This window comes from Paenibacillus glucanolyticus NBRC 15330 (assembly GCF_004000885.1).
Lineage (GTDB): Bacteria > Bacillota > Bacilli > Paenibacillales > Paenibacillaceae > Paenibacillus_AQ > Paenibacillus_AQ glucanolyticus.
The window spans coordinates 159,274-171,284 of sequence record NZ_BIMC01000004.1; the positions used below are offsets into that span (position 1 = coordinate 159,274).

The window sequence follows — 12,011 nt, forward strand, 5'->3', positions numbered from 1 at the left end:
ACCGTAGAAGAGAAAGAATCATGAACCATGGGAGGATGAGAGATATGGCTGTGAGCAAAGGAACGATCGAAGTAAAGGGACAGACAGCAGGGGAGTACATTCAAGGTCTGATTGACAAAGCGAACCAGGCGAAAGAAAAGTTTATGGAATTGAATCAGGAGCAAATTGACGGGATTGTGCAGGCGATGGCCATCGCAGGCCTTGATAAGCATATGCAGCTGGCAAAAATGGCTGTAGAAGAAACTGGCCGCGGTGTATATGAGGATAAAATTATCAAAAACTTGTTTGCCACAGAGTACATCCACAACAGCATCAAGTATGACAAAACGGTGGGTGTCATTGAGGATAACGCTTTTGACAGCTTTCAGAAAATTGCGGAGCCGATCGGGATCATCATGGGGATTACCCCGGTAACCAATCCCACCTCCACAACAATTTTTAAGGCACTGATCTCCATCAAAACAAGAAACCCGATCATTTTCGGATTCCATCCATCCGCACAGGCATGCAGCAGGGAAGCTGCCCTGATATTGCGGGATGCTGCTGTTGCTCAAGGTGCTCCGGCCGATTGCATTCAGTGGATCGAGGCTCCTTCCATGGATAAAACCAATACACTGATGAACCATCCTGATGTTGCCTGCATTCTGGCTACCGGCGGATCCGCGATGGTAAAGGCAGCCTACAGCTGCGGTAAACCTGCGCTTGGTGTAGGACCCGGCAATGTGCCTTGCTTCATTGAAAAAAGTGCAGATCTGGATCAGGCGGTAAATGACCTGATTCTGTCCAAGACCTTTGATAACGGTATGATATGTGCTTCTGAACAGGCAGTCATTATTGAGGAGCCTATCTATACGGCAGTGAAGAAAAAAATGATGGCCAGCGGCTGTTATTTCGTAAACAGGGAGGAACTGGCGAAGCTGACTGCACACGCGATGGTATCGGAGAAATGTGCGGTTAATCCGTCAATCGTCGGACAGCCGGCATTCAAGATTGCCGAGGCCTGCGGCTTTGAAGTGCCGGAGAGCACCAAAATTCTGGTCGCCGAGCTGGAGGGAGTAGGTCCTGCATATCCACTGTCTGCCGAGAAGCTCAGTCCGGTTCTGGCCTGCTATAAAGTGAAAAATGCAGAGGAAGGAATTACGCGCGCGGAAGAAATGGTAGCATTTGGCGGCATGGGCCACTCGTCGGTCATCCACTCGCACAATGAGGAAATCATCATGAAATTCTCGGACCGGATGAAGACCTGCCGTATCCTGGTGAACCAGCCATCCTCGCAAGGCGGGATTGGTGACATCTACAACACGAACCTGCCATCGTTGACGCTGGGCTGCGGTTCGTATGGCCGTAACTCTACCTCGTCGAACGTAACAGCCGTCAACCTCATCAACGTGAAAAGGGTGAACCGCAGAACCGTGAATATGCAGTGGTTTAAAGTGCCGGATAAAATCTATTTTGAAAAAGGATCCACGCAGTATCTTGCCAAAATGCCCGATATTACCCGGGTTGCTATCGTAACCGATCCGATGATGGTGAAGCTTGGCTACGTAGAGCGGGTAGAGCACTATCTGCATCAGCGCAGAGTGCCGGTTGCTATCGAGGTGTTCTCGGAGGTTGAGCCGGATCCTTCCACAACGACGGTAGAACGCGGATCGGAGATGCTGAAGCGATTCCAGCCGGACTGCATCATTGCCCTCGGCGGCGGTTCGCCGATGGATGCAGCAAAAGCGATGTGGCTGTTCTATGAATACCCGGATACGAACTTCAATAATCTGAAGCAAAAATTTATGGATATCCGCAAACGGGTCTATAAATATCCGAAGCTTGGACAGAAGGCAAAATTCGTTGCCATTCCAACCACCTCGGGAACGGGCTCGGAAGTGACCTCGTTTGCGGTCATTACGGATAAAGTGCTGGGGAATACCAAGTACCCGCTGGCTGACTATGAGCTGACCCCGGATGTTGCGATTATCGATCCGGAATTTGTATACACCCTGCCAAAAACAGCGGTAGCGGATACCGGGATGGACGTTTTGACACATGCCATCGAGGCGTATGTATCGGTCATGGCTAACGATTTCACAGATGGTTTGGCAATCAAGGCCATACAGCTGGTGTTCCAGTATCTTGAGCAGTCGGCGCTTACCGGCGACAAGCTGGCCAGAGAGAAAATGCATAATGCTTCGACGCTTGCCGGCATGGCCTTCGCGAATGCATTCCTTGGCATCAATCATAGCCTTGCGCATAAATGGGGCGGCCAGTATCACACAGCTCACGGGCGAACCAATGCAATCCTGCTGCCGCACGTCATCCGTTACAATGCCAAGAAGCCAACCAAATTTGCCGCTTGGCCTAAATACACTCACTTTGTAGCCGATGAGAGATATGCAGAAATTGCAAGGATTCTGGGCTTGCCTGCAAGAACGACGGAAGAGGGCGTCAACAGTTTGATCGGTGCAATCCGAGAGCTGAACAAGAAGCTGGGCATCGAAGAGTCGTTCCAGCAGCTGGGAATCGATCCTCAAGATTTTGAGAAACGTGTTGAGCATTTGGCGGACCGGGCCTTTGAAGACCAGTGTACTACGAGCAATCCGAAGCTGCCGCTTGTCACAGAGCTTGCGGAAGTATACCGCAACACGTTCTACGGCCGCTTTTAAATCCAAGAAATACGAGAGACGGGTTGTGGACTGCGGACTGCATAACAGAAGCGGGCGGGTAAAACAGAGTGATAAAAATCACGGGAAAAGATAAGTTTGTGATTTTTATCACAGATGCTGAGAATGAACAGGATTACAATAAAAGTGTAGAAGAAAGCTGAATCTCAGGTCTTTGATATAGAAGCTTGAAGGTACACGGCGGGGTCGAGGCATATTGATCGTGAAAATAATCACATTAAGATCTGAGATGGATCAATGTGTGACTCCGCCTGTGCAGCAAGCTGCAGCATAATCTAGGAGGGATTCAATATGTCGGTGATTGAAAAAGAAGTGGGCTGGAAAGGTTTTAAATCAGGTAAATGGAACAAGCGGATTGACGTTAATGATTTTATTGCAGAGAACATAACACCTTATTATGGCTCTGATGATTTTTTGGCAGGACCAACGGACAACACGAAGGCACTCTGGGATATCGTATCGGATTTAACCAAAAAAGAACGGGATAATGGCGGGGTGCTGGATGTTGATGTGAATACGCCTTCCACGATTGTGTCCCATCAACCTGGCTATTTGGATAAGGAGAAGGAACAGATCGTCGGCGTACAGACGGATGAGCCGTTCAAGCGTTCGATTCAGCCGTTCGGCGGAATCCGAATGATGATTGATGCTTGCAACGCATATGGTTTTGAAATGCCGCAAGCGGTAGTGGACATCTTCTCAGGCATACGCAAAACACATAACCAGGGCGTGTTTGATGCCTATACCTCGGAGATGAGGGCAGCCCGTAAGGCAGGGATTATTACAGGTCTTCCCGATGCTTATGGCCGCGGTCGTATTATTGGCGATTATCGTAGAATCTCCTTGTATGGTGTAGATGTCTTGATCCAGGATAAATTGCGAGAGCTGGGTGAGCTTGAGGTTGATGCGATGGATGAGCCGGTGATCCGATTGCGGGAAGAGCTGTCAGAGCAAATCCGTGCACTTAAGGAATTGAAGGAAATGGCGGGCATGCACGGCTTTGACATTTCGAAGCCTGCGAATACGGCGAAGGAAGCATTCCAATGGCTGTATTTCGGTTATTTAGCTGCTATCAAGGAACAGAATGGCGCAGCCATGTCGCTTGGCCGGGTATCTACTTTCCTTGATATCTACATCCAGCGTGATCTGGCTGAAGGCAAGCTGACGGAAGAGACTGCACAGGAGCTGGTTGACCATTTTGTCATGAAACTGCGGATCGTGAAGTTCCTGCGTACACCGGACTACAATGAACTGTTCAGCGGTGATCCAACATGGGTCACAGAATCGATTGGCGGTATGTCGTTAAATGGGGGAACAAGAGTAACCAAGAACAGCTTCCGTTTCCTGCATACGTTGTATAATTTGGGCCCTGCCCCGGAACCGAACTTGACGGTATTATGGTCTGAGAAACTGCCCGAAGGCTTCAAGAAATACTGCTCGAAGGTATCGATCGAAACCAGCTCGATCCAATATGAGAACGATGATCTCATGCGTCCGATTTACGGAGACGATTACGGGATTGCTTGCTGCGTATCCGCTATGCGCATCGGGAAACAGATGCAGTTCTTCGGAGCCAGAGCCAATCTGGCCAAAGCGCTCCTGTATGCGATCAACGGCGGGAAGGATGAGAAATCCGGCGCCCAGGTTGGTCCGGAATACCCTGCTATTACGGCAGAGGTTCTGAGTTATGACGAGGTCATGAAGCGATTCAAGCCGATGATGGAATGGCTTGCAAAGCTGTATATGAACACACTGAACGTGATCCACTATATGCATGATAAATACAGCTACGAACGGATTGAAATGGCGCTTCATGATCGGGATATTCTGCGGACGATGGCATGCGGTATAGCGGGCCTGTCCGTAGCGGCGGATTCGCTGAGTGCAATCAAGCATGCACAGGTGAAGCCTGTACGCAATGAGCAAGGGATTGCAGTTGATTTTGAAATAGAAGGCGACTTTCCGTGCTACGGTAACAACGACGATCGGGTTGACGACATCGCCGTAGAACTCGTTGAAGCCTTCATGAGCATGATTCGCAAACACAAGGCATACCGCGATGCGATGCCGACCCAATCGGTGCTGACCATTACGTCCAATGTCGTATACGGCAAGAAAACGGGAACCACACCGGACGGCCGCAAGGAGGGCGAGCCGTTTGCGCCGGGTGCGAACCCTATGCACGGACGCGATAAGAAGGGTGCCCTCGCTTCATTGACTTCCGTGGCCAAGCTGCCTTATGAGGACAGCCTCGACGGGATATCGAATACATTCTCGATTGTACCGAAAGCCCTCGGGAAGGAAAGCGAGATTCGCGTGAACAATCTGGTTGCGATGCTGGATGGATATTTTGGAAGCAAGGCTCATCATCTGAACGTGAACGTGTTTGACCGGGAGCAGCTGATGGATGCGATGGAACATCCGGAGAATTATCCGCAGTTAACGATCCGGGTATCCGGGTATGCGGTCAATTTTGTCAAACTGACACGCGAACAGCAGCTCGACGTGATCAATCGTACCTTCCACGGTACGATGTAAGAATGGAAAGTAACAACAGCGGATACAGAAAGGATGACGCCCTATGCTTAAAGGTCATATACACTCCATAGAAACGTTCGGAACGGTGGACGGTCCAGGTATCCGCTTTGTACTCTTCATGCAGGGATGTCTGCTGAAGTGTCAATATTGCCACAATCCGGATACGTGGGGATTGCATGAAGGACAGGAAATGACGGTAGAGGATGTGCTGGCTCAGATTGAGCCTTATCTAAGTTACTATCGTTCTTCCGGTGGAGGGCTGACCGTATCCGGAGGCGAGCCGACACTGCAGTATCCTTTTGTAACCGAGCTGTTTAAGGAAGTAAAGCGCCGCTGGAATCTGCACACGACCCTTGACAGCAACGGTTATAATGAGCCGGAGAAAATATCGGAGCTGCTGGAGCATACCGACTTGGTTCTGCTCGATCTGAAGCATATCAACGATGAGAAGCATATCAAGCTGACCGGGAAGTCGAATGAGAGGACGCTGAAGACCGCCCGCTGGCTGTCCCACCATGGTCGAAAAATGTGGGTCCGGCACGTATATGTGCCGGGTATCCATGACAGCGAACACGACCTGAGGGCACTCGGTCAATTTATTCGCACTTTACAAGGCGTTGATAAATTCGAAATTCTGCCCTACCATCAGATGGGTGTGTACAAATGGAAGGAACACGGAATGGCATATCCGCTAGAAGGAGTTCCGTCACCGTCAGAGGAAGAAATCGCACGCGCTTATCAGTTGATTGGCGAAGCAGCCGAGCAAAAATAATCGGTGGCGAACTAATTTTGCTGTATTATACTGAACATAATATGTTATTATTTATAACAATAACCTTTCCTCATTATGGAAGGGTTATTGTTTTTTGTGGAGGATTTTATCCCTTAGATAGAAAAATATCGACCTATCGAAAAGTGGAATCGCTTTCTATAATGAAGATGTAAGGAAAACGCCTATCAAATATACAAATACTTCGGGAGGGTCAAAGACAATGAAGAAAAAGGGTCTGGCATTATTAATGTCGCTTCTGTTCGTCTCGTCCGCACTTTTGTCCGCATGCGGTGACAAGGGAGCAGAGAAACCATCAGGTGGTACGGAAGGCGCGGCCAGCAATGAACCGTTTGAAATTACAATTCGCCATACACAGGTAGGCGAATCCAAGAAGTTCCGTCTTGCATTGCTGAACGATGTGGTCAGCAAAACCGAAGAAGCTGTACCCGGGCTTAAAATCAAGCTGGACGCAGTAGACTCCGAAGTGAACCGTAAAGAGAAATTAAGAGGCGAGATGGCCGCAGGCAAGCCGCCGGAAGTATTCGATGTGTTCGGAAGCCCGGACGCAGGCGTATATTCCAAAGAAGGCTTGATGCTTGATTTAACCCCTATTTTGGAAGAACTCGGCATTAAAGACAAATTTACAACACTGGATCCATTCACGCATGAAGGCAAGATTTACGGATTGCCAATCGGCGGCTCCATTGAAGGGATTTTCTATAACAAGGATTACTTTGCACAGAAAGGTCTGACCGTGCCGAAAACTTTGGCGCAGCTGGAGCAAATTGCGGAAGCAATCAAAGCCGACGGAAAAATTCCGTTTGCACAATCCTCCAAGGACGCATGGATTCCGCTCATGACCACGAATAATCTATGGAGCTATTATGCAGGAGCGGAAGTTACGTATGGCTTTAAGACCGGAGAAACCAAATGGACCGATCCAAAAGTCGTAGAAGGCGTGAAGAAACATCAGGAATGGGTTGAAAAGGGTTACTTCAAAAAAGGCGAGCTCGGTTTCGAGTATGCGGACATGAGAAACCAGATCATCTCCGGCGAAGCTATGATGATGATGGACGGATCGTGGGCTAACTCCGTATTCAGAGATCCAGCTCAAGCAGGCGATATGGTAGGCAAGATCGGATACTTTAACCTGCCTCCGGTTAATGAAGGCGATCCTGTGATTGTCATGCAGGATGCTAATAATGGATACGGCTTCTCTGCTTCGGTGGCTGAGGATCCTCGTAAACTTCAAGCGGTTAAAGAATTCATCAAAAATATGTGGACAGATGAAATGCAGCTTCGCGGTCTGAAAGAAGACGGCGTGCTGCCGGCGATGAAGATGGATCTGGCAACCATGAACTCCACTTCGGACGATCCGCTCATGCAGGATATTTTCAAAGGGGTAAGTGAAATCAAATATTCCTTCCCTGCCTTTGATGCACTTGTTCAAGCAGACGTGAATACGGCACTGAGCATGGGGATTCAACAGGTCATCGGCGGCGAGCTTGATGCCGAGAAGATGCTGGAGAATGTTCAAGCAGCACAAGAAGCGGCTAACGCTGCAGAGGAATAAATAATCAAGATTAGACGTTAAAGGGCACCACCCGCTGCTAGACATGGGGGTGCCCTTTCGTCTAAATTACAGACATAAATACGGAGGTTACCATGAACAAAGCGCTGAGAAATCCTCTGATTTACATCGTTTTTGTGCTGCCGGCATTCATACTGTTTCTGGCCTTTTTCATATACCCGATTTTCACTGCGTTTGATAACAGCTTTACGAGCTGGAACGGCATCTCCAAAGATGTGAAGTACATTGGGCTTGATAACTATGTTACCGCAATTAATGACGATGCTTTTTGGAAAGCAGTTAAGAATAACGTTTATTTCATTCTCTTTTCCTGTTTGATCCAGGTTCCGATTATCGTGATTTTTTCATTGCTTATTGCAAACGTGAAACGTCTGAAGGGACTTTACAAGACAGCGGTTTTTGCACCATCTATTATGTCAACAGCAGTTATCGGCATTTTGTGGGGGTTCATTTACAACCCGGACTTTGGCCTGATGAATGAAATTTTAGGATTGGTTGGCGTTGAGCCAATTTACTGGCTGTCTGATCGAAAATGGGCCATGATTGCCATCCTCATTACGAACGGCTGGCAATGGACCGGCTTTTACATCGTGATGGTGCTTGCGGCGATTCTATCCATACCTAAGGAGCTTGATGAGGCTGCCGCGATGGATGGTGCGACAGGCGTTCAGAGAGCCACGAAAATCACGCTTCCATTAATTATGCCAATTATCTCTGTAGTGATCATGCTTTCGATCGCGGGAGCCATGAAAGCGGCGGATATTATTCTGGTTATGACCAAGGGCGGGCCGGCCGGCTCAACCGACGTTATGGCAACATATATGATTCGATATGCAATTACGAGTTTCAAACATGGTTTTGGCAATTCGATTGCCGTGTTGATCTTCCTCTTCACGATTATCGTAACCGTGCTCTACCAGGTGCTGATTGCACGTCGCAACGAAAGGATTGAATACTGATGAGAGCACTGAAGAAACTGATCCCGCATATATTCCTGATGGCTTATCTGCTCATCATTCTCTATCCATTCCTGTTCGTGTTGTTCTCTTCCGTGAAGGTGGATAATCAGTCCATCGCGTCGAACCCGTTTGGACTGCCAAGCACGTTTGTATTCGATAACTACGTCAATGCGTGGGTTAACGCCAAGATCAGCACCTACTTCTGGAACAGCTTGTACATCGGCGTGCTGTCTGCCTGCTTGTCGATCCTGTTTGCGGCAATGCTGGCATTTGCGGTCACACGCATGCGGTACAACCGGATCAGCGCAATTGTTTTCCAATGTATTTTAATAGGGATGCTGATTCCTAACAATTCTCTGATGCTGCCGATTTATGGCATGATGAGACAGCTCGACATTTTGAACACACATATGGCTCTCATTCTACCGTATGTTGCTAATGCGATACCCTTCTCTGTCATTATTCTGGCAGCCTTCATGCGGTCGTTGCCCGGAGAAATAGAAGAAGCGGCAGTTATTGATGGATTGAGGTCTGGCGGGTTGTTTGCTAGAATTATCTTACCTCTAACCGTTCCGGCCATCGTTACCGTTTTCATTATCAACTTCCTCGGTAACTGGAACGAATTCTTGCTTGCTAACTATTTCCTATCTAATGATGAACTGAGAACGCTGCCTGTCGGAATGGTCGGTTTCAGAGACGCCTATAATATGAACTACGCGCAGATGTCGGCGGGTATCGTATTCAGCGTACTTCCGGTCCTAATCATCTATGCAGTTCTACAAGAGAAGATTATTGAAGGTGTCACCGCAGGAAGTGTCAAGGGGTAATACAGGAGCGGGAGCATGCGTATGAATTTGCGGAACAAACTATTTACGGCCTTTTTGGGGCTCATTATTATTCCGTTATTTGTGCTAGGTCTATTTACTTTCTTTATTACCTATAACTCGATTGAGAAAAAGTACAGTCAGCAAGCCGAGTACTCCCTTAAAGCGATCAGTTACAGCATTCTGAACGTGTTTAAGGAAATGGAATATGTCACGGATAACGGGATTGCCACATCCGTATTTGCGATGGCGCTGAATGCCAAGGACCCCGATGCGCAAAATCTGATCAAGGAATCAAATGCGGATCAGCTGAAACTCAATGACAGACAGCGCAGTTTTCGAAACCTTCTATATAATCATCCTGCGATCAGTTATGCTTTTTTGTATCATTTCAGCAAAGAGTCGCCACCGATTCCGATTTTTAGTAAAGAAAATTTCAGAACCCTGCCTTACGAACAATTTAAGAATAGTCCTCTATATGAAGAGGTTGTCAAACTGAACGGAATTCCCAAATGGCTGGCTCCGCATGAATTTCCGGAATTGACGGGTGCGGACCCGGTCTTCACCCAGATCAGGCTCATTAAGGATGTCTCCACACTTCGCAAGCTAGGTATTCTTGTTGTTCAGATCAAAAAATGGGAGTTTGAAGAGATCTTCCGTAACCTTACACTCCCGAACAATCTGCAGAACACCTCATTCATGGTAGTTAATAATGAGGGATTAATCCTCTTTGATCCAAAGAATGATATGGATGGCCAAAATATCAGTCAGTATATGAAGCAAAAAGTCGAGTTTAAACAAGGCTACCAGAGCTTTAAAGCCAAATTTAACGGCAATGAGAACATTGTCTCCATCTATCATCTGAACGATTATGGCTGGAATCTCGTTTCGGTTACCGATTGGAATTCTTTGTCGCAGGAGGTTACTTCCTTTGCCAAATGGTTCTTTGTCATTATGGGCATCAGCCTTGTCACAGCCATTGTGTTCAACCGTCTGTTCATGAACCGGATTACCGGCACGATCGCTGTCATTGTACGCTTTATGCGCCGAGTGGAGGATGGGGATTTGAGCGCGAGGGTTGAAGAGAAGGGAGAGGATGAACTGCTGCTCCTCTCGAAAGGGTTCAACAATTTGATGAACCGGATCAACAATCTGTTTGCGCAGATCAAGAAGGAACAGCGGCAGAAGACCGAAGCAGAGATGCGGGTGTTGCAGGCACAGATTAAGCCGCATTTTCTCTTTAATACATTGGAATCTATCAATGTCCTTGCCATCCAGAATGAAGGGCGCAAGGTCAGTGAAATGGTATACCGGCTTGCCAGCATTTTGCGAATCAGTATACAGGACAAGGAAGAGATCACACTCGAGGAAGAAATCAAGCATTTGCAGAGCTATCTCGAAATTCAGAAGTTTCGGTTCGAGGATTTGTTCGAATATGAAATCGACGTTCCGAGGGAGCTTATGCACAGCCGTATCCTGAAGCTGACGCTGCAGCCGCTTGTCGAGAATAGCATACAGCATGGATTTGAAGGGATAGCCTATACGGGAATGATTCGCATATCCGCGTGGAAGGAACTCGGGAATGTTTTCATCCGGGTGGAGGATAACGGGCTTGGAATGACCTCCGAACAGCTGTCGATGTTTGAATATATGGTATCCGAGGATAACGTGTCCGAACAGACAACGATGCAGAACCTTAAAGTGAACCAGGAACGGCGTGGACTAGGACTGCGAAGCGTGGCAGACCGACTGAGGATTCAGTACGGGGATTATTACGGTCTGTTCATATGCTCCAGCCGTCCCGGCGGAACCGTTATACAATGTGTCATACCCAATTATGACAGGGGGGAAGGGCAGCATGCTGAAGGTATTATTAGTTGACGATGAGGCTCCCATCTTGAACAATCTCAGCAGGGTTCTGCCTTGGGAAGAGATGGGGATGAAGGTTGTCGGACTTGCCAGAAGCGGGATGGAGGCACTTGAAGTAGCTGATCAGCATCATCTCGATTTGATTCTGTCGGACATCCGGATGCCTGTGATGGATGGATTGTCCTTTATTACGAAGATCCGCGATAAGGGGAGCAGGGCGGAAATCTTTTTGCTGACGGGTTATCAGGAATTTGAATATGCGCGGGAAGCAATCAAGCTTGGCGTTAAAGATTATATCAGCAAGCCGATTCATTACGGTGAACTGGAGATGAAGATTCGGGACATTGGGGAGGAAATCCGCAAGAAGAGAGCGAAAGAGAAGTATTACAGCACCGTTTCGCTAATTGATGAGGCTCCAAATCCTGTAGCTGTCAAGAAAACACCCGACCAATTGGTTACATCCGCATTAGAGTATATCAATACCCATATGGGGCAGGATTTGGGCATTGAGGAGCTCTCGGAACATCTGGGCATCAGCTCAAGTTACTTCTGCTTATTGTTCAAGAACCATGTGGGTCTTACCTTTGTGGAATACTTGACGAGACAGCGAATGGAGGCTGCCAAGTTTCTGCTTGTGAACAGCGATAAGAATATTGCGCAGATCGGTTCTTTTGTCGGTTATCATGAACGCCGTTATTTCACCAAGGTGTTTCAGAAGGCCACGGGCATGACGCCATCCGAATTCCGGGAAATGTCCGGGGAGGCAACGGTCTAAGATCTGCCCTG

Annotated in this window: 8 protein-coding genes; all 8 read left to right on the plus strand. The window is 48.0% G+C overall.

Annotation, left to right across the window (positions count from 1 at the left end; all coding sequences use genetic code 11):
- The first annotated feature begins 44 nt into the window (after positions 1-44).
- The 8 genes from adhE (at position 45) to PGL02S_RS08765 (ending at position 12,000) form a co-directional block, all read left to right on the plus strand.
- On the plus strand, positions 45-2,654 hold the full coding sequence (gene adhE / locus PGL02S_RS08730) for a bifunctional acetaldehyde-CoA/alcohol dehydrogenase (protein WP_036636726.1): 2,610 nt from the start codon (positions 45-47) through the stop codon (positions 2,652-2,654).
- 309 nt (positions 2,655-2,963) lie between these two features.
- The gene (gene pflB, locus PGL02S_RS08735; RefSeq protein ID WP_036636728.1) at positions 2,964-5,210 is read left to right on the plus strand and encodes a formate C-acetyltransferase; all 2,247 of its coding nucleotides are present in this window, start codon (positions 2,964-2,966) and stop codon (positions 5,208-5,210) included.
- Positions 5,211-5,253: 43 nt separating this feature from the next.
- Positions 5,254-5,982 carry a pyruvate formate-lyase-activating protein gene (gene pflA / locus PGL02S_RS08740; RefSeq protein WP_036636730.1) on the plus strand — a complete coding sequence of 243 codons (729 nt, stop codon included), beginning with the start codon at positions 5,254-5,256 and terminating at the stop codon, positions 5,980-5,982.
- Positions 5,983-6,202: 220 nt separating this feature from the next.
- Positions 6,203-7,555 (plus strand): ABC transporter substrate-binding protein, encoded by a 1,353-nt coding sequence (locus PGL02S_RS08745; RefSeq protein ID WP_036636733.1) that lies wholly within the window; start codon positions 6,203-6,205, stop codon positions 7,553-7,555.
- Between the two features lie 92 nt (positions 7,556-7,647).
- Positions 7,648-8,532, plus strand: a complete 885-nt coding sequence (locus PGL02S_RS08750; RefSeq protein WP_006209338.1) for a carbohydrate ABC transporter permease — start codon at positions 7,648-7,650, stop codon at positions 8,530-8,532.
- Positions 8,532-9,359, plus strand: a complete 828-nt coding sequence (locus PGL02S_RS08755) for a carbohydrate ABC transporter permease (RefSeq protein WP_006209339.1) — start codon at positions 8,532-8,534, stop codon at positions 9,357-9,359. The genes PGL02S_RS08750 and PGL02S_RS08755 overlap by 1 nt, the downstream gene beginning before the upstream one ends.
- A gap of 21 nt (positions 9,360-9,380) precedes the next feature.
- Entirely contained in the window at positions 9,381-11,237 is a 1,857-nt protein-coding gene (locus PGL02S_RS08760) for a cache domain-containing sensor histidine kinase (protein WP_006209340.1), read from the plus strand.
- Complete coding sequence (locus tag PGL02S_RS08765; protein WP_036636735.1) at positions 11,215-12,000, plus strand: response regulator transcription factor; 786 nt, start codon at positions 11,215-11,217, stop codon at positions 11,998-12,000. Before PGL02S_RS08760 ends, PGL02S_RS08765 begins: the two co-directional genes overlap by 23 nt.
- Positions 12,001-12,011: the final 11 nt, after the last annotated feature.

Bases quoted from the DNA above. Each gene is read 5' to 3' on its own strand.
- adhE (WP_036636726.1), top strand. From the start codon at position 45: ATGGCTGTGAGCAAAGGAACGATCGAAGTAAAGGGACAGACAGCAGGG.
- pflB (WP_036636728.1), top strand. From the start codon at position 2,964: ATGTCGGTGATTGAAAAAGAAGTGGGCTGGAAAGGTTTTAAATCAGGT.
- pflA (WP_036636730.1), top strand. From the start codon at position 5,254: ATGCTTAAAGGTCATATACACTCCATAGAAACGTTCGGAACGGTGGAC.
- PGL02S_RS08745 (WP_036636733.1), top strand. From the start codon at position 6,203: ATGAAGAAAAAGGGTCTGGCATTATTAATGTCGCTTCTGTTCGTCTCG.
- PGL02S_RS08750 (WP_006209338.1), top strand. From the start codon at position 7,648: ATGAACAAAGCGCTGAGAAATCCTCTGATTTACATCGTTTTTGTGCTG.
- PGL02S_RS08755 (WP_006209339.1), top strand. From the start codon at position 8,532: ATGAGAGCACTGAAGAAACTGATCCCGCATATATTCCTGATGGCTTAT.
- PGL02S_RS08760 (WP_006209340.1), top strand. From the start codon at position 9,381: ATGAATTTGCGGAACAAACTATTTACGGCCTTTTTGGGGCTCATTATT.
- PGL02S_RS08765 (WP_036636735.1), top strand. From the start codon at position 11,215: ATGCTGAAGGTATTATTAGTTGACGATGAGGCTCCCATCTTGAACAAT.